The organism is Corallococcus sp. RDP092CA, from assembly GCF_041903675.1.
In the GTDB taxonomy this organism is placed as follows: domain Bacteria; phylum Myxococcota; class Myxococcia; order Myxococcales; family Myxococcaceae; genus Corallococcus.
Genome location: NZ_JAYESI010000017.1, coordinates 136,490 through 153,919 on the forward strand (window position 1 = coordinate 136,490; position 17,430 = coordinate 153,919).

Here is a 17,430-nt window from a genome sequence, read left to right on the forward strand (position 1 = left end):
TGAAGGAGCGTTAGACGCATGGCTTACAGCGAGAAGGTCATCGAGCACTACGAGAACCCCCGCAACGTGGGGACGCTCGACAAGAACGACCCGAACGTCGGCACCGGCCTCGTGGGCGCCCCCGCCTGCGGCGACGTGATGCGCCTCCAGTTGAAGATCAGCGACGCGGGCGTCATCGAGGACGCGCGCTTCAAGACCTTCGGCTGCGGCTCCGCCATCGCGTCCAGCTCGCTCGTCACCGAGTGGGTGAAGGGCAAGACGGTGGATCAGGCCATGACCATCTCCAACAAGGACGTGGCCCGGGAGCTGGCGCTGCCCCCGGTGAAGATCCACTGCTCCGTGCTGGCCGAGGACGCCATCAAGGCGGCCATCGAGGACTTCAAGAAGAAGCGCGCGGCGCGCCAGTCGTAAGGCGCCCCCCGCGGCCCTTCTTCCCAGGATTGAGGACGACCCCATGAACGAGCAGGCCCAGACGACCCAGGCCCCTCAGACGCCCCCCAAGCCGACCCCCAAGGGCATTGGCCTGGCGGACAGCGCCGTGGCGCGCCTCAAGCAACTCCTGGAGGAGCGGCGGACGCCGGAGGCCGGCCTGCGCATCGCCGTGAAGGGCGGCGGGTGCTCCGGCCTCCAGTACGCCATGGAGTGGGCGGAGAAGGCCCGCGAGCGCGACAAGGTGTTCGAGCGCGACGGCGTGCGCGTCTTCGTGGACCCGAAGAGCTACCTGTACCTCATCGGCACGGAGCTGGTGTTCGAGCAGACGCTGATGGCGTCCGGCTTCAAGCTGAACAACCCCAACGTCAAGGCCGCCTGTGGCTGCGGAGAGAGCTTCTCCGTCTGAAGCCAGCGCGGCCTTCCCGCCCGCCCCGTTGGTCAGGGAGCGGGCCGCAGGGGTCCGGCCCGGTGCCGGGCCCCTTTTTCATTTCCCCCTGATTCGCCACGAGGACTCCCCCACCGTGAGGACCCACTTCGACGTGTTCGGGCTGCCCCGCTCCCACGCCGTGGACGTGCCGGCCCTGGAGAAGCAGTACCGGGAGCTGTCGCTCCAGCTGCACCCTGACCGCGCCGCCCCCGGTGACGCGAAGGCGCGCCTGGCCGCCGTGGAGGGCACCACCGCCCTCAACGAGGCCTTCAAGACGCTGAAGGACCCGGTGCGCCGCGCCTTCTACCTGCTCAAGCTCCACGGCGTGGACCTGGACCGCGAGGACGCGGGCGCCCAGAAGGACATGCCCCTGGCGTTCCTGGAGGAGGTCATGGAGCTGCGCGAGGCGCTGGATGAGGCCATCGCCGCGAAGGACCTGCCCGGGGCCCAGGCCATGGCGAAGGACGTGGCGGGCCGCAAGGCGGCGGCGCTCCAGGAGGCCGTCGCGGCGCTCGGCACGCTGGAGGGCGGGGGGGATTCTCCGGACGGGGTGAGAAAGGCATCGCACGCGCTGGGGCGGGTGCGCTACTTCACGCGCTTCCTCGAGCAGGTGGACGCGTTCGAGGAGGAGGTGCTCGCGTGAGCAACAACGGCTATCTGCAGATCCACGACCCGCTCAAGCCGAAGGGCCACGTGGTGGGCATCGACCTGGGCACCACCCACTCGCTGGTGGCGTCCGTGTCCCAGGGCAAGCCCCGGTGCGTTCCGGTGGACGAGGGCGACTCGCTGCTGCTGCCCTCCGTGGTGCACTACGGCAGGGACGGCGGCGTGGTGGTGGGCGCCCGCGCGCGCAGGCTCGCGGCCGAGGCGCCCACGGACACCATCGTGTCGGTGAAGCGCTTCATGGGCCGCAGCCCGGATGATCCGGAGACGCGCAAGCTGGGCCACTACGACTTCGCGCCCGGCGCCAAGGTGGTGCGCTTCAACGTGGCCGGCGGCCAGCCGGTGACGCCCATCGAGGTGTCGGGCGAGATCCTGCGCGCGCTGAAGCGCCGCGCGGAGGCGCACTTCTCCGGCAAGGTGGAGCAGGCCGTCATCACCGTGCCCGCCTACTTCGACGACGCCCAGCGCCAGGCCACCCGCGACGCGGGGAAGCTCGCGGGCCTGGAGGTGCTGCGGCTGATCAACGAGCCCACCGCCGCCGCGCTGGCCTACGGCCTGGACAAGGGCAGCCAGGGGATGTTCGCCGTCTACGACCTGGGCGGCGGCACCTTCGACATCTCCATCCTCAAGCTGGAGGACGGCGTCTTCGAGGTGAAGTCCACCGGCGGTGACTCCGCGCTGGGCGGTGACGACTTCGACCGCGCCATCGCGCAGCACGTGCTCCAGAAGCTGGGCGTGGCGTCCCCTCCCCCCGCGCGCATCGCGGAGGTGCTGGTCGCCGCCCGCCGCGCGAAGGAGGCGCTCACCGACGCGGCGGAGGTCACGCTCGACGTGGAGGGCCATTCCCAGACGGTGTCCCGCGCGGACTTCGAGGCGTGGATCCAGCCGCTCGTTGCGAAGACGGGCGCGGTGTGCCGCCGGGCGCTGAAGGACGCGGGCGTGGCGGCCGGAGCGCTGGACGGCGTCATCCTGGTGGGCGGCTCCACGCGCGTGCCGGCGGTGCGCCGCTTCGTGGCGGAGCTGTTCGGCCGCGAGCCCCTGGGGGACATCGATCCGGATCAGGTCGTGGCGCTGGGCGCCGCCGTCCAGGCCAGCCTGCTCACCGACGGCGGCCGTCAGGACGAGGTGCTGCTGCTGGACGTCATCCCCCTGTCGCTGGGCCTGGAGACGATGGGCGGCATCACGGAGAAGCTGATCCCCCGCAACTCCACCATCCCCACCGCGGCGGCGCAGGTGTTCACCACGTTCAAGGACGGCCAGACGGGCCTGGACGTGCACGTGGTGCAGGGCGAGCGCGAGCTGGTGCAGGACAACCGCAGCCTCGCGCGCTTCACGCTCTCCGGCATCCCCGCCATGGCGGCCGGCATGGCCCGCGTGGAGGTCCGCTTCCAGGTGGACGCGGACGGCATCCTGTCCGTCACCGCGAAGGAGCAGAGCACCGGCGTGGCCCAGGCCATCACCGTGAAGCCCAGCCACGGCCTGACGGAGGAGGAGATCGAGAAGATGCTCCTCGACTCCATCGACTTCGCGGAGGACGACATCCAGGCCCGCCAGCTGCGCGAGCAGCAGGTGGAGGCCGAGCGCGTCCTCTCCGAGGCCGACCGGCAGCTTCGGGAGAACGCGGCCCTGCTCCAGGCCGGCGAGCCGGAGGCCATCCAGGCCGCCATGGCCCGCGTGCGCGAGGCCGCCCAGGGCAAGGACTACCTGGCCGTGAAGGAGGCCCTGCACGCGCTGGACGAGGCGTCCCGAGGCTTCATCGAGCGGGTCATGAACCGCGCCATCACCCAGGTGGTGTCCGGCCATTCCGTGGAGGAGTACTGAGCCGTGCCCAAGGTCACCTTCAAGAGCCCCCTGGCCGAGGTCTCCGTGGACGTGCCCACGGGCACCACCCTGCTGGACGCCGCGGAGCGGGGCGAGGCCCAGGTGGGCCACAGCTGCGGCGGCGTGTGCGGGTGCTCCACCTGCCACGTCTGGGTCCGCAAGGGCCTGGAGTCGCTGAGCGAGCAGCGGGACGACGAGATGGACCGCCTGGACATGGGCTTCGACGTCCGGCCGTACTCCCGCCTGTCGTGCCAGACCGAGGTCGGCGGGGAGGACGTCACGGTGGAGATCACCGAGGAGTCCCTGGTCGCCTTCATGGACGAGAACCCGGCGATCCGCCGGAAGCTCGAGGCCGAAGGGCGCTGGCCCCTGAAGAAGTAGCCTGAAAAAGGATGCTTGACCGGGCGGGGGAGGTTCTCTATACGTCTCGCCCATCGCGGCGCCACACAGCGCCACGAGCCACCTGCCCAGGTGGTGGAATTGGTAGACACACTAGATTCAGGGTCTAGCGCCTGCAAGGGCATGGAGGTTCGAGTCCTCTCCTGGGCATCTGTTGTAGACGAAGGGCCCCGACCACAAGTCGGGGCCTTTCTTGTTTTCCGCCCTGCCCTCTTCGCGGCCTACGGCGGCGCGGGCTCCACGGCTTCATGCGCCACGTGGTGCGCGGCGGCGTTGGCCAGCCGGCCGCCCTTGCGCAGGTCGCGGATCCGCAGCTTGGAGCGGTGCACGGACCAGGCGCCCACGGACACCAGGCTGATCACCGTGCCCAGGTGGGTGAGCGTGGCGAAGGCCGCCGCGTCCTCGGGGTTGGAGCCCAGCGCGCGCGCCGCCCAGCTCGTCACGAAGTAGTAGATGCCCATGCCCGCCGGGACGCCCGGCAGCGACTGCCCCAGGGAGATGGCGCCCAGCACGACGGCGCCCGCGAAGAGGCCCCCGGGGATGTGGACGCCGTGCAGCGCCAGGCCATACGCCAGCGCGGAGGCGAACACCGGGAAGATGGAGAAGAAGCACACCTTCGCCATGCCCCGGAAGGAGCGCGCGGTGCCCAGGCCCTCGCCCACGTGGGAGAGGAAGCTGTCCACGCGCGGCAGGCTGTGGCGATGGTGCAGCCAGCGGCCCAGGGGCGCCGCCCAGTGGGCCAGCAGCACCACCAGCGCCACCAGGCCGATGCACAGCGACAGCGCCACGTGCAGCTCCTTGCGGAAGTGGGCCATGGTGGCGCCGAAGGGGCCCAGGAAGGACAGGGCCACCAGCAGCATCAGGCAGGCGAACTCCATCAGCTTGCACACGCCCACGGAGCCCAGGCTGCGGATGAAGGGGATCTTCTGCGTGCGCGACAGGAGGAAGGCGCGCGTCACCTCCCCCAGCTTTCCGGGCAGCGCGTTGTGCACGAAGACGCCGATGCCCACCAGGTGGTAGCGCTCCCGGAACGGGACGGGCTTGCGCAGCGTGGACTGCCACTGCACCGCCCTCAGCGGGATGAGCGACGCCTGCAGCAGCATGAACGGAATCAGCCACGCCAGGTGCCCCGGCAGGTCGTGGACGAACTTGCCCAGGGGGAAGCGGGGAATCAGCAGGGGCCCTGGCCCGTGCAGGTTCCACTTGAAGAACGCGGTGGAGAGCAGCAGCAGGGAGAGGCAGAGCCCCACGACGCCCCCCAGCACCTTGAGCCACGTGCGTCCGCCGGCGTTGGGAAGCCGCATGGTCCTCCCCTTCCCCGGGTTCAATGCAGGGCCCGCGGCGCACCGGTGTCCAGGTAGGCCTCCGCCAGCCGCTCGTGCAGCCGCGCGCAGTGGCTCAGGCCGGACAGGTCCACGGGGCCGCTCGCCGGCCACATCACCAGGCTGTCGGACTCCACGCGCGTGAGGCCGCCGTGCGAGCCGAACTCCCACGCGAAGCCCACCGTGCCGCCCTGCTGGACGGCCTCGCCGAAGAGGACCAGGTCCCCCGCGGTGGCCATGCGCGGCAGCCCCTGGAGGAAGTCCGCCACGGCGCGGCGGCTGTACTCGGTGGTGAGCGGCGCGCGGTCCAGGTCCTCCGGGCCGTAGACGCCTCCGCCCATCACCACCACCGCCTCCGCGCCCCGGCGCATCGCCACCATGCCGATGTCCGGGTTGTTCGTGGCCCGCGCCAGCACCTCCGGGTGGAGCGCCAACAGCTCGCGCGCCTCCAGCGGCGCGGGGCGGCCGCTCAGGTAGACGTGCGCGAAGTTGCCGGCCTCCACCACCACCGGGGTGAAGGGCTCGCGCGCCGGGGGCTCCGGCGGCGGAGGCTGGCGGCCATCCAGGAGGCCCCGGCGCACGTCGTCCTTCAGGGGGGGCACCTCGCCCTCGAAGAGGAGGGCCTCCAGGCGGCGGCCCTGGCGCAGCTCCAGGGGCAGGCTGTCCACGTGGCCGTGGTCGGACAGGAGGATGACGTCGTAGGGCGCTGGCGCGGCGCGGGCCACGGCGAACAGCTCCGCGAGCGACGCGTCGACCCGGTGGAGCTCCTCCAGCGCCAGCTTCGAGCGCGGGCCGCGGCGGTGGGCCACCTCGTCGTAGTTGCCGTACACCAGGTAGATGAGCGGCACGCCGCGCACCATGTCCACCAGGGACTTGGTGTACGCGAAGCTCCAGCCCAGCCGCTGGAGGAGGATGCGGCTCAGGAGGAAGCCCTGCTCATGGCGCCAGTCGTTGAGGCCGCGCGCCCACTGGCGCACCTCGCGCAGGGCCTGCCAGGACTCCATGCCCAGGGAGCGCAGGAAGGCCCACGCGTCCTTCGTGCGCGCCGCCCCCAGGCCCTGCACCTCGTACGCGAACGAGCGCGTCATGAGCTTGAAGCTCGACAGCGTGCTCATGCACATGCGGTTCCGGGCGCCCGCGTGGAAGAGCGAGAAGTACGTGTGGCCGCCGTCGTCCAGCAGGCTCGTGCGCCCGTGGCCTCGCAGGCGCGCGTCGATGGCCATCGCGTCCGCGGGCGTGTTCATCTGCACCTTGCGGCCGAGCGTCCGGTCATACCAGCTGTAGCCCGGCAGGTTCGGGTGGCGCAGCCCGTAGAGCAGCCCCGCCTGGAAGAACGGCGTGGACGTGGGCGCGCCCCAGAAGGCGTTCTCCAGGTGATACGCACCAGAGCGGACAAGCCGTGAAACAAAGGGCATCCGCCCTGTCACGATGGCTTCGTCCAGCAGGGCCTTGGGCACCCCGTCCAGATGGACGAGCAGAGCGTTCCGGGGCCGACGTGCCGCCACCGGCGGAACTTTCGATCCGATCCTCCGGACGAGGGTATTCGCCCAGTATCGTGAATTCTCGCTGACGAGCTCGTTGAGACTTTCGCGCACGTTGACGGCTCCCCCATCCCCCAATGCAAAATGGGCATTCAGGGGGACAGGAGCTTCCGGGGCCGTGTTGCTCTCTTGGAGGGCAAGCGGGCGGAAAGGGCGTCCTGTCCCGGGCTGGAATCGATGTGCCCCCAAGGGGCTTCACGGGGTTTCGATGCTGGCTCCAGTCGTCTTTCTCTTCTTCCTGCTGATGTCACTGAGCGCCCTGGCCGCCGGCCGCACGGCGCCCGGGCTGGTGCCGGTGAAGCAGACGCCGACGATGGACGGCATCGCGCTGCCCCTGTTGTCGTTCAGCTCGGACCAGGGCTTCGGCTACGGCGCCGTGGGAGGCATGTACCTCTACGGCGACGGCACGAAGACGCCCTATGCGCATGCCCTGTCCGCGCAGGTCTTCTTCAGCTCTCGCGGCGCCATGAATCATTACCTCCGCTACGACGGCCCGCAGCTGCTGGGGCCCCTGCGGCTGGAGGGACGGCTGGAGTACCGCCAGGAGAAGAGCAGCCCCTTCTTCGGCGCGGGCAACCTGTCCGCCCCGGACTTCCGGGGTGACGTGGATGACGAGAAGTACAACTACGACAAGGGCTCGCCGGGCCTCTGGGTGCGCCTGCGCGGGCGGCCCTTCGGAGAGAAGCACCCGTTCCAGTCGTACGTGGGCTACGGCTGGCGCTACACGCGCGTGTCACCCTACGAGACGTCCATCCTGGCGCAGGAGAAGCCCATCGGCATCGAGGGCGGGCCCAGCGGGCAGCTGCTCGCGGGCGCGCTCTGGGACACGCGCGACGACGAGTCCGACCCCACGTCCGGCGGCGTGGAGGAGGTGGCGCTGCGCGTGTCGGGCCTTGCCACCTTCAGCCGCTACCAGTACGCGGGCGTGACGCTGAGCGAGCGCCGCTACATCCGCATCACCCCACGGCTCGTCTTCGCGCAGCGGCTCACGCTGGACATGCTCTTCGGCGAGGTGCCGTTCTTCGAGTGGATGACCACGGGCGGCGTCAACGTCTCCGAGGGCATCGGCGGCATGAGCAGCGTGCGCGGCATCGAGCGCAACCGCTTCGCCGGCAACGTGAAGGCGTTCAGCAACTCCGAGCTGCGCTTCCAGGCGGCGCGGATGTCCGTCTTCGGGCAGCCGCTGGCGCTGGGCGCGGTGGTGTTCCTGGACCTGGGCCGCGTGTGGCATCCGGGGGTGACGGACGGCAAGTGGCATGAGTGGCACCCGGGCATCGGCGGCGGCCTGCGCTTCTCGCGCCGCGCGGCCGTGGTGCGCATGGACTACGCGCGCTCCACCGAGACGGGCCGCCAGCGCTTCTACATCACGTTCGGTCACATGTTCTAACGGCGGGCCCGGGCGCGCGCCGCGCTGTCTTCTAGGTGAGCGCGTCCACCCAGCCGCGAAGCCGCGCGTCCGCGTGGGCCTCGCCGCGCACGCCCTGCTCCACGTCCAGCGTCAGGGTGAGGAAGCCGCGCGACTCCAGGCCCTGGCGCAGGGCCTCGCGCGCCTCCACGTCCGGGGCGAAGAGGATGCAGCCGTCGCCGCCGCCCGCGCCGGAGAGCTTGCCCGCGCACTGGTAGGACGCGGCGATGGCCAGCACGCGGCGCATGCCTTCGGTCTCCAGCGGCCCCAGCTCCAGCAGCAGCGCGTGCTGGGCCTTCACCGCCTCCGCGAAGGCGCGGAAGTCTCGGCCGCCGCCCAGGCCGTCTTCAATCGTGCGGCCCAGCGCGTCCGAGCGCTCCACGAAGGCCGCGCGGCCGGCGTCCGCGAGGCGCGCCTCCACCTGGCCGATGAGGAGCCTGGTGGACGCGCTCTCGCCGGTGAAGGCGTAGAGCATGGACACGCGGGGCATGGGCATGCGCCAGAGGTCCACCGGCGGAGACTCGGCGAGCGCGGCGTTGAAGCGGCCGGTGTTGGCGGCGTCCGCGAGCGCGGTCACGTCGTAGCGCCGGTAGCGCACGGTGCCGCCCGCGAAGCTCGTCGCCACGTCGCCGCCGCTGCCCTTGCCGCCCTGCCCCAGCGTGTGCGCGGTGAGCGCGAGCTTGAGGACGTCGAACTTCTCCTCCAGCACGAAGCGCGCGGCCTCCGCGGCGAGCACCGTCGCGGAGGCGCTGCCGCCGATGCCGAGCTTGTGGCCGCCCGGGCCCAACGCGCCCGGCGCCACCGCGAGGTCGAAGCCCACGCTCGCGCGGCCGTGGGCGCGCAGGGCTTCATCCAGCGCGCGCGCGACGAAGGAGAAGCCAGCGGGCACGTCGCGGTCCCACTTCACGCCCCGAGGCGTGGTGAGCCCCTGGAGCGTCCCCTCCTCCAGGCAGATGTGCACGCGCGAGTCCTGGCGCCGGCGCACATAGGCGGCCGTGCGCGGCGCCACGGCCGCGAGGCGGGCCACGCCGCCCCACAGCACGGCGTACTCGCCGGAGAGGAACAGCTTGCCCGGGGCGGAGAGCGCTCGGTCCATCAGAACAGGTGCTCGGTGAGCAGCGTCGCGTCACCGCCGGGCACGCAGCGCACCACGTCCACGGCGCCGCAGGCGCGGGCCAGGGCCTCGGCCGCGACCTCGTGGGCCGCGGTGGTCAGCAGCACCGGGTTCGGGCCCGCGTCGAGCGTGAACCACACCGGCACGCCCTTCTTGCGCTGCTCCTTCAGGTGCTGGATGAGCGCCAGCGTCGCGGGGCTCAGGTAGGAGAGCGGCGGATCCGCGGAGAGCGTCGTGCAGTGCATGCGCCACGCGTTGCGCTCGCACAGCTCGCCCAGCGCCTCCAGGTCCTGCTTCGCGATGAGCTCGCGGGCGCGCGGCACCTCCGCCTCCGCGTCCTTCACCCAGGCCGGGTAGTAGGGGCTCGTCTCCACCGTGTTCTTCATCCCGTCCCGCGACTTCACCTCCTTCTCGCCGCGGTCGAGGATGGCCACCACCATGCGCAGGTCCGCCCAGTGCCCCGCGTCGAAGCGCTGCACGGCGTAGCTGTCCTCGCCGTCCGCGCGCTCGCCGCGCATCCACTCGCAGAAGCCGCCCTGCACGCTGCGGCACGCGGAGCCGCTGCCCCGCCGCGCCAGGATGCTGGACGCCCGCGTGTCGTGGGGCAGCCCCGCCGCCGCGCGCCCCGCCACCGCCAGCGCCGCGAAGCCCGCCGCGCTGCTCGCCAGGCCCGCCGCCATGGGGAAGTCCCCGCGCGACACCACCTTCGCGGGCCCCAGGTCGCGCCCCGCCTGCGCGCGCACCTGGTCCAGCAGGCGCAGCACGCGGTCGCGCTCGCTGCCCCTGGCCACGTGGCCGTGCAGCTCCACCGTGTCCGCGGGAGCGCCGAACTCCACCGTCGTCGTCACGTGGATGGGCGCCAGCGTCAGCGACAGGCTGGACTGGTGCGGGAGGATGAGCGCCTCGTCGCGCTTTCCCCAGTACTTCACGAGCGCGATGTTGGGATGCGCCCGGACCGTTGCCTTCATGGAATGTCTCCCTGGAGCCGCGGCCCCGCGAGCTGGCTCGAGAAGCAGCGCACGCCGTCGCGCGTCAGCCGCGCGACCACGGGCTCCGGTTCGAGGAAGAGGCCGATGACCGCGCCACCGTCACCTCCCGCCCCGGTGAATTTGGCCCCCAGCGCGCCCAGCGAGCGCAGCCGGAACACCATGTCCTCCAGCGCTGGCGACGACAGCCCCAGCGCGTTCAAGAGGCCCTGGTTGACGTTCATCGCGTCCCCCAGCCCCTCCACGTCGCCCGCCTCCACCGCCTTCGCCGCCTCGGAGACGAGCCGCCCCACCTGCCCGAAGAGCCGCTGGTACCGCGCCGGCCACCGCGCCTGCCGCTCGCGCAGCGCCCCCACCGTCCGCTTCGTGGGGCTGCGCGCCCCCGCCAGCGCCACCACCACCGACACGGGCCTGGGGCTCTTCAGCTCGCGCGCCCGTCCGACGACGCCCGCCGGCGCCTGCACCCGCCGGTAGAGGATGAGCTTCTCCTCCGCGCTGGTGGTGTGGTCCACGCCGGACGGCGTGCCGTGGAACTCCTGCTCCATCTCCCACGCCAGCCGCGCCGCCGCCTTCGCCGTGGGCGCCTGCCCCGCCGCCAGCAAGAGCACGCGCGCCGTGGCCACCGCCAGCGCCGCGGAGCTGCCCAGCCCCGCGGACAGCGGCAGCTGCGGCTCCAGCGTCACCTTCACCTTCGGCTCGCCCACGAGCCTCGCCGCCCGCGCGAACGCCTTGCGCATCATCCGCTTCTGCGCCGCGTTCGCCGTCACCGGCACGTCCAGCGCGCAGGAGCGCGAGGGCACGCCGCGCGCCGTCATGCCGATGCTCAGCGGGCCGGCGATGGCGGGATAGCCGTACACCACGCTGTGCTCGCCCAGCAGGATGACCTTGCCAGCACCGAAGGCGACCAGGGGATTCGTTGCGGGAGTCATGGCACCAGGCACGCGGAAGAGGGGCGACCGCTTCATTCCGCGCGCCGCCCGGTCCCGTCAAGCGCCCCGCGCGGGTCGAGGGGCGCGCGGGCTCAGCCGTTGGTGAGGGTGGCGATGGCGGACGTCTCCGGGGGGAGGCTCGCGAGGATCTCCCGCGCCTTCTCCACCTTCACGTGCCCGGCCTTCACCAGCAGGTTGGCGACCTTCTCCACGTCCCCGCCGCGCGCGCCCGCCGTCACCGCGACGCTGCGCGCGTGCATGGCCATGTGGCCCTTCTGGATGCCCACGGAGCCCAGGGCCCGCAGCGCCGCGAAGTTCTGCGCCAGGCCCACCGCCGCGAACACCATGGACAGCTCGCGCACGCTGGTGGCGCGCAGCAGCTTGAGCGCCACCTGCGCGCCCGGGTGGATCTTGATGGGGCCGCCCACCAGGCCCAGCGCCAGCGGCAGCTCGATGCGGCCCACCAGGTGCCCTTCCTCCAGGTACCAGGTGGACAGCGGGCGGTACTGCCCCTTGCGGCACGCGAACGCGTGCGCCCCCGCCTCGATGGAGCGCCAGTCCTGCCCCGTGGCGATGGCCACCGCGTCGATGCCGTTCATCACGCCCTTGTTGTGCGTGGCGGCGCGGTACGGGTCGGCCTCGGCGAAGCGGCTCGCCTGGGCGATGCCCTCGGCGATGACCTCGCCCGGCAGGCCGAAGTCCGCCAGCAGATCCAGCTGGATGCGGCAGGTGGCGCGCGCGAGCCGCTTGTCCGCCAGGTTGGACAGGATGCGCAGGTACACGCGGCCGCCCGTCAGCTGCTCGATCAACGGCGCCACGCCCTCCGCCATGGTGTTGATGAGGTTCGCCCCCATCGCCTCCTGCGCGTCGATGAGGAGGTGGACGATGAGCAGCGGCTCGCCGCGCGGCCCCTCCGGCGCGGGCAGCAGGCGCACCTCCACGTCCTTCGCGCCGCCGCCGCGGGCCACCATGGCCGGGTGGAAGCTGTTGGCCAGGGCGAGGATCTGATCCTTCGCGTCCAGGATCTTCTCGGACGCGAGGCCGGGGTCGCCGTAGTTGGAGACCTGCACCTGGCCGATCATCATCGACTCGTCGGCCTCCGCGGTGAAGCCGCCCGCCTCGCGGACGATCTTCGACGCGAACGACACCGCCGCGACGACGGAGGGCTCCTCCACCGCCATGGGCACCAGGTAGTCGCGCCCGTTGACGGTGAGGTTCAGGCCCAGGCCCAGCGGCAGGGAGAACGTGCCGACGGCGTTCTCGATCATCTGGTTGGCGACCGACAGGTCCAGGCCGTTCTCACCGCGCAGCTGGTCCAGCTCCGCCTCGGTCAGCCGGAACATCTGGCCGATGCGCGCCAGGCGCTCCTCCAGGGGCAGCTTGTGGAATCCGGCGAGCCGGGACGTCACGGTGTCAGACATGTTCTTCCTTCCCAACCTGGGAGCCACCCTGCATCACAACGCCGCCAACCAATCCTTCAACGCTCCGGTCACCACGCGGGGCCGCTGCCGCAACTGCGCGACGGTGCGGCTCCCGGTCAGCACCAGCGCCTGCTTCAGCCCGGTGAGGATGACCTTCAGCGCCTCCTCCGCGGCCGGCAGTCCGCCCTGCTGCTGGGCCCGGAACAGCGGCAGCGCCATGCCCGCCAGGTCCGCGCCCAGCGCGAGCACCTTCGCGGACTCCAGCCCGCCGCGCACCCCGCCGCTGGCGACGAGCCGCACCTGCGCCCCCACCGCCTTGCGCACGCTGGCGATGGCCGCCGCGGTGGGGATGCCCCAGCCGCTGAACTCCGCGCCCACCTGGGCCTGCGGGCCCGCCGCGCGGAGCTGCTCCACCCGCACCCACGACGTGCCGCCCAGCCCGGAGACGTCCACGTTGGACACGCCCAGCTCCGCCAGCCGCCGCGCCACGTCCGGGCCGATGCCGCACCCGGTCTCCTTCACCAGCAGCCGGTCACCCAGCGCGCGCGCCAGCTCCTCCACCACGCGGTAGCCACCGCGGAAGTCGCGGTCGCCCTCCGGCTGCGTCAGCTCCTGGCCGGCGTTGAGGTGCAGCGCCATGCCGTCCGCGCCGATGGCGTCCATGAGCCGCCGCACGCCGTCCACGCCCAGCCCAATGGCCTGGTACAGCCCGATGTTGCCCAGCAGCGCCACCGTGGGCGCCACGTCGCGCACCGCGTACGACGCCGCGCGCGAGGGGTGCTCCGCCATCGCGCGCTGGCTGCCCACGCCGAAGGCCAGGCCGTGCCGCTCCGCGAGCAGCGCCAGGTCCCGGTTCACCGCGCCCGCGCGCTCCGTGCCGCCCGTCATCCCGGTGATGAGCAGCGGCGCCTGGAGGCGCTTGCCCAGGAACGGCGTGGTCAGGTCCACGTCCTCCACCGCCATCTCCGGCATGGCGCAGTGGAGGAGGTGCACGCACTCCAACAAGGTGGAGTTCTGCGCGGGCTCCACGTCTCCGGTCGCGCACAGATCGAGGTGGGCATCCTTCCGCCTGGCTGTCGTCTCGTCGCCCATGTCGCTGAAAGCCACCCGCGCTGTCGCTGCAAAAAACCTGTAACTCTGGAAGGCCCTTGGGTTCCTAGCAAGCGCCAGGGCCGGGGTGCAAGCCAAAGGGCCCCAGCGGTCGCCCCCGAGGCGTGGATGGACGCGGTGGCTTCTGGACGGTATGAGCCGGCGGGTGAGCACGCCGGACAACAGGGTCGTCGTCTTCCTGCACAGTGGCGAATACGACCGGGTGCACCAGGGGCTCTCCATCGCGGCGGCGGCGACGGCGGCCGGGCGGCGCGCGGAGGTGTACCTGTTCTGGTGGGCCCTGGAACGCTTCCTGACGGACAGGCTGGACGAGCCGGACTTCGCTGGCCGTGAGGACGTGGCGGACCGCTTCGAGGCGCGCGGCATGCCCACCGTGCGCAGGCTCCTGGAGCACGTGCGTGACTCCGGGCTGGGCGTGGTGGCGGGCTGCACGGGCTCGCTCGGTGCCCTGGGGAGCGAGTCGAAGGCGGGCGACAGTGGCATTGACGTCTGGCTCGGTTGGAGCGCCATCCTCCAGCGTACGGCGGGCGTGACGGATCGTTTCTACCTTTGAGCGCTCTACGTTTGAGACGGCCCGCGGCCGGGGCCATGGGCCTCCAGGGCAGGCTGGGCCCGTCACATTGACGCTCCTGGGTGCCTGCTTACGTTTCGTGTGACCCCCTTGACGGGGCGAAAGGCACGGAATGAGGACCATGGCGCGGCGTGACCCCCACATGACATCCCGAGGACCGGCCGCACCGGCGCTCAAGGGCGGCGGGTGGCACCGGCTGGGCAACGCATTGAAGACGACCGTGCTGCTGGCGGGCTTGACGGCGCTGGTGCTCGTCATCGGTCAGCGGCTCGGCGGAGCGCAGGGCCTGGCGATGGCGGGCCTCTTCGCGGTGGTGATGAACTTCGGCTCGTACTGGTTCAGCGACCGCATCGCGCTGGCCATCCACGGCGCGCAGCCGCTGTCGTATGAGCAGGCGCCGTGGCTGCATGAGATGGTGGAGCGGCTGGCCGCGCGCGCGGGCATGCCGAAGCCGAAGGTCTACCTCCTGCCCACGGCGCAGCCGAACGCGTTCGCCACGGGCCGCAACCCGAGCCACGCGGCCGTCGCGGTGACGGCGGGCATCATGGACATCCTGGACCGGCGCGAGCTGGAGGGCGTGCTGGCGCACGAGCTGGGCCACGTGCACAACCGGGACACGCTCATCGGCACGGTGGCGGCGACGCTCGCGGGCATCATCAGCTACGCGGCGCAGATGCTCTTCTGGTTCGGCGGCAGCATGCTCAGCCGGAGTGACGATGACGAGGGCGGCGGCCTGGCCGGAGCGCTGGCCAACCTGGGCCTGCTGCTGGTGGCGCCCATCGCGGCCACGCTGCTGCAGCTGGCGGTGAGCCGCTCGCGTGAGTACGGCGCGGACGCCACGGGCGCGGAGCTGTGCGGCGACCCGGACGCGCTGGCGAGCGCGCTCCTGAAGCTGGAGCGCGGCGCGGAGGCCATCCCGTACGACCGGGCGCCCGCGACGTCGCACCTGTTCATCGTCAACCCGCTGCACCACGGCGGGGTGATGTCGCTGTTCTCCACGCACCCGCCCATCCCGGAGCGCGTGCGCCGCCTGCGCGAGATGAGCGCGCGGATGGGCCAGGGCGCGCGCGGCCGCGGCGGCTGGGAGTACGCGTACTAGCGAGCCGTGGGGAGAGGAGCATCCGGCGGGGGCCCGAAGGCCTCCACCGGATGCTCCAGCATCTCGCGCAGCGTGCTGGCGATGACGCCCGCGTGGTAGCCGTCGAGGAAGCGGTGGTCGAAGGACGCGTTGATGCTCATCACGTGGCCGGGCACCACCCTGCCCTCCTCCACCACCGCCACCTCCCGCACCGCGCCGGGCGCGAGGAAGATGGGCACGCGGGTGAAGGGCGCCAGCGGCAGGTACGCCGCGTCCAGCCCCAACGCGCCCACGTCCACCACCACCGCCGAGCCGAAGGGATCCCTGGGCAGCCCCAGCCAGGACGGATCGAGGTTCAGCGTGTACGTGAGGAACGACACCAGCCCGGTGAAGCGGTGCAGCAGCAGGTGCGGCACGCGCCCCAGGATGCGCCGGCCCTGCTCCACCCGTGGGTCCCTCCCCTCGCGCACGCGCGCCGCGGTGGACTCCACCTCCAGCGCCAGCTCGCGCACGGGCTTCTGGTCCACGTCCTCGACGCGCACGGGCGTGAGGCCCCGCGGCCCCGGGCCGGTGAGCAGCGCGCACACGGTGACGCGCCTTCGCAGGTAGATGCGCTGGTAGCGCAGGAGCGCGTTGGCGTCCGGGCAGCGGCGCAGCGCTTCGCCCACGGCCTTGAGCACCAGGTGCGTCGCGGTGAGCCGCACGCCGGTGCGCTGGTGGAAGGCGTCCAGCCAGGCGAGCGCGGCGTCCATGCGCACCGTCAGTGTGCCGTAGACCGTGGGGTCATACGCGGTGGCCCAGCTGCCGATGGCGAGCTTGCGGAAGCTCGACACGTCCCGCTTCGGCTGGAGCTCCAGGTGCGCCATGGCCGGGAGCGTGCCCCAGGAGCGCGCCTCCAGGGGAGCCGGAAGAAGGGCGGACGCCACGGCCGGGCCGGCGCGGCGCGCGGGGCCCGCCGGGTTGCCTGCCAGTGAAGCCTTGACGCGCCATGTCCGGGAGTTAGGCTGCCCCGCTTTTTGCATTCTTCTGTGGAGGTCGTTCCCTTGCTGGTTGCACTCATCCTCGTATCGGTCGGGTTCGCCGTGACGCTCGGCCTGCTGCTCTTCGGAGACAAGAGCGGCGCTGGCGCCAACGCGGGCCGTCCCTCGCTCTCCTCCTCTTCCTCCGCGCCGTCGTTCCGCGGCGAGCTGGAGGCCGAGAGCAAGGCGCGCGCGAAGGCGGAATCGGAGGTCCAGCGCAAGCAGAAGGAGCTGGACGAGCAGCGCGCGCAGCTCCAGGAGGTCAAGGAGCAGCTCAAGCAGACCAAGCGCAAGCTCTTCGAGCAGAAGGAAGGCGAGAAGGGCGCGAACGACCTGGTGAAGGCCCGCGCCGAGGTGGAGCGCAACGCCAGCATCCAGCTGGAGCAGACCCGCGCGGAGCTGGCGCAGGCCCTGACGGAGAACACCCGGCTGCGCGCGGAGTCCGAGTCGCGCGGCAATCCCCGCCGCCGTGAGGCCCCGGCCGCCGCCGCGCAGACGCCCGCCGCTGCCGCCCCCGCGGCGCCTGCCCCCACGGATCAGATCGCCGCGCCCGCGAGCGAGCCCGTGGTGAACGCGGCGGTGCCCGTGACGCCCGCCCCCGTGGCCCCGGCGGAGCCCGTGCGCCGCTACCGCGAGCTGAACGACGCGGACCGCGAGAAGATGAACCGGCTGGAGCAGGCCGCGAACAAGGACCGCGCGCGCGCCGCGGAGCTGGAGAAGGAAGTGCGCCGGCTGAAGGGCCGCGCCGACACGCAGGCGCGCATCCTGGCCGTGACGAAGTCCGAGGCCGACCTGGGCAAGGACAAGTACAAGGCGCTGGAGAAGCGCCTCAACCGCACGCTCCTGGAGCGCGACCTGCTTCGCCGGGCCATCAAGGACCTGGAGAAGAAGACGGGCATGCTCGCGGACCGCACGGAGCTGACGCCGGACGAGGTCGCCGCCAGCGACCAGCGCAGCGACGAGATGGCCCGCGCCCGCGCCGAAGCGGAGGCCCGCGCCACCGCCGCGACGCCCACGGAGGCCCCGGCCGCCGCCGAGCCCGCCCCCACCGAGCCGACGGCCTCCACCGAGGTCGAGGCGAAGCCTTCCGAGGCCCCGCCGTCCAACGCCTGAGCGCCGTCACGGCTTGAAACACCAGGCCCCGCCGTCCCCGCTCCGGGACGCGGGGCCTTCGTGTCTCCGGAGCCAGGGC

General features: G+C 72.1%; 17 protein-coding genes and 1 tRNA gene. 10 read left to right on the forward strand and 8 right to left on the reverse strand.

The features are described 5' to 3' along the window. Positions 1-18 precede the first annotated feature (18 nt). From iscU to U8525_RS19675, 6 genes are all read left to right on the forward strand, one after another. A complete protein-coding gene (iscU, locus tag U8525_RS19650; protein ID WP_120532156.1) occupies positions 19-411 on the forward strand; it encodes a Fe-S cluster assembly scaffold IscU in 393 nt (130 codons plus the stop codon). A 43-nt stretch (positions 412-454) separates the two neighbouring features. After that, the gene (locus tag U8525_RS19655) at positions 455-838 is read left to right on the forward strand and encodes a HesB/IscA family protein (protein ID WP_374267799.1); all 384 of its coding nucleotides are present in this window, start codon (positions 455-457) and stop codon (positions 836-838) included. 115 nt (positions 839-953) lie between these two features. After that, positions 954-1,502, forward strand: a complete 549-nt coding sequence (gene hscB / locus U8525_RS19660) for a Fe-S protein assembly co-chaperone HscB (RefSeq protein WP_374267800.1) — start codon at positions 954-956, stop codon at positions 1,500-1,502. Further along, positions 1,499-3,343 carry a Fe-S protein assembly chaperone HscA gene (hscA, locus tag U8525_RS19665; RefSeq protein WP_374267801.1) on the forward strand — a complete coding sequence of 615 codons (1,845 nt, stop codon included), beginning with the start codon at positions 1,499-1,501 and terminating at the stop codon, positions 3,341-3,343. Before hscB ends, hscA begins: the two co-directional genes overlap by 4 nt. Positions 3,344-3,346: 3 nt before the next feature. Beyond that, a complete protein-coding gene (locus U8525_RS19670; RefSeq protein ID WP_374267802.1) occupies positions 3,347-3,724 on the forward strand; it encodes a 2Fe-2S iron-sulfur cluster-binding protein in 378 nt (125 codons plus the stop codon). A gap of 84 nt (positions 3,725-3,808) precedes the next feature. Continuing rightward, a tRNA-Leu gene (locus U8525_RS19675) sits at positions 3,809-3,892 on the forward strand. Positions 3,893-3,963: 71 nt separating this feature from the next. Here the strand turns inward: U8525_RS19675 and U8525_RS19680 are convergent. Further along, the gene (locus U8525_RS19680; RefSeq protein ID WP_374267803.1) at positions 3,964-5,046 is read right to left on the reverse strand and encodes a lysylphosphatidylglycerol synthase transmembrane domain-containing protein; all 1,083 of its coding nucleotides are present in this window, start codon (positions 5,044-5,046) and stop codon (positions 3,964-3,966) included. 20 nt (positions 5,047-5,066) lie between these two features. Next, positions 5,067-6,659 (reverse strand): alkaline phosphatase family protein, encoded by a 1,593-nt coding sequence (locus U8525_RS19685; protein WP_374267804.1) that lies wholly within the window; start codon positions 6,657-6,659, stop codon positions 5,067-5,069. A gap of 154 nt (positions 6,660-6,813) precedes the next feature. Here U8525_RS19685 and U8525_RS19690 point away from each other — a divergent pair, with 154 nt between their 5' ends. Then, positions 6,814-7,992 carry a BamA/TamA family outer membrane protein gene (locus U8525_RS19690; protein WP_374267805.1) on the forward strand — a complete coding sequence of 393 codons (1,179 nt, stop codon included), beginning with the start codon at positions 6,814-6,816 and terminating at the stop codon, positions 7,990-7,992. Positions 7,993-8,023: 31 nt separating this feature from the next. On the opposite strand, the gene U8525_RS19695 is transcribed toward U8525_RS19690, so the two are convergent. The 5 genes from U8525_RS19695 to fni form a co-directional block, all read right to left on the reverse strand. Continuing rightward, positions 8,024-9,106 carry a mevalonate kinase gene (locus U8525_RS19695; RefSeq protein ID WP_374267806.1) on the reverse strand — a complete coding sequence of 361 codons (1,083 nt, stop codon included), beginning with the start codon at positions 9,104-9,106 and terminating at the stop codon, positions 8,024-8,026. Beyond that, on the reverse strand, positions 9,106-10,092 hold the full coding sequence (gene mvaD, locus U8525_RS19700) for a diphosphomevalonate decarboxylase (RefSeq protein WP_374267807.1): 987 nt from the start codon (positions 10,090-10,092) through the stop codon (positions 9,106-9,108). The genes U8525_RS19695 and mvaD overlap by 1 nt, the downstream gene beginning before the upstream one ends. Further along, on the reverse strand, positions 10,089-11,039 hold the full coding sequence (gene mvk / locus U8525_RS19705) for a mevalonate kinase (RefSeq protein WP_374267808.1): 951 nt from the start codon (positions 11,037-11,039) through the stop codon (positions 10,089-10,091). The genes mvaD and mvk overlap by 4 nt, the downstream gene beginning before the upstream one ends. Positions 11,040-11,131: 92 nt before the next feature. Then, on the reverse strand, positions 11,132-12,460 hold the full coding sequence (locus U8525_RS19710; RefSeq protein ID WP_374267809.1) for a hydroxymethylglutaryl-CoA reductase, degradative: 1,329 nt from the start codon (positions 12,458-12,460) through the stop codon (positions 11,132-11,134). A gap of 33 nt (positions 12,461-12,493) precedes the next feature. Further along, positions 12,494-13,552: a type 2 isopentenyl-diphosphate Delta-isomerase gene (fni, locus tag U8525_RS19715; protein WP_374267839.1), complete on the reverse strand. Its 1,059-nt coding sequence runs from the start codon at positions 13,550-13,552 to the stop codon at positions 12,494-12,496. Between the two features lie 151 nt (positions 13,553-13,703). Between fni and U8525_RS19720 the strand changes: the two genes are divergently transcribed. Both U8525_RS19720 and U8525_RS19725 read left to right on the forward strand, forming a co-directional pair. Beyond that, a complete protein-coding gene (locus tag U8525_RS19720) occupies positions 13,704-14,123 on the forward strand; it encodes a hypothetical protein (protein ID WP_374267810.1) in 420 nt (139 codons plus the stop codon). Between the two features lie 160 nt (positions 14,124-14,283). Beyond that, on the forward strand, positions 14,284-15,240 hold the full coding sequence (locus tag U8525_RS19725; protein ID WP_374267811.1) for a zinc metalloprotease HtpX: 957 nt from the start codon (positions 14,284-14,286) through the stop codon (positions 15,238-15,240). On the opposite strand, the gene U8525_RS19730 is transcribed toward U8525_RS19725, so the two are convergent. Continuing rightward, a complete protein-coding gene (locus tag U8525_RS19730) occupies positions 15,237-16,145 on the reverse strand; it encodes a 2-oxo acid dehydrogenase subunit E2 (RefSeq protein WP_374267812.1) in 909 nt (302 codons plus the stop codon). The two genes, U8525_RS19725 and U8525_RS19730, sit on opposite strands and share 4 nt — an antisense overlap. A gap of 117 nt (positions 16,146-16,262) precedes the next feature. Between U8525_RS19730 and U8525_RS19735 the strand changes: the two genes are divergently transcribed. Then, entirely contained in the window at positions 16,263-17,351 is a 1,089-nt protein-coding gene (locus U8525_RS19735) for a cell envelope biogenesis protein TolA (RefSeq protein WP_374267813.1), read from the forward strand. Positions 17,352-17,430 lie beyond the last annotated feature (79 nt).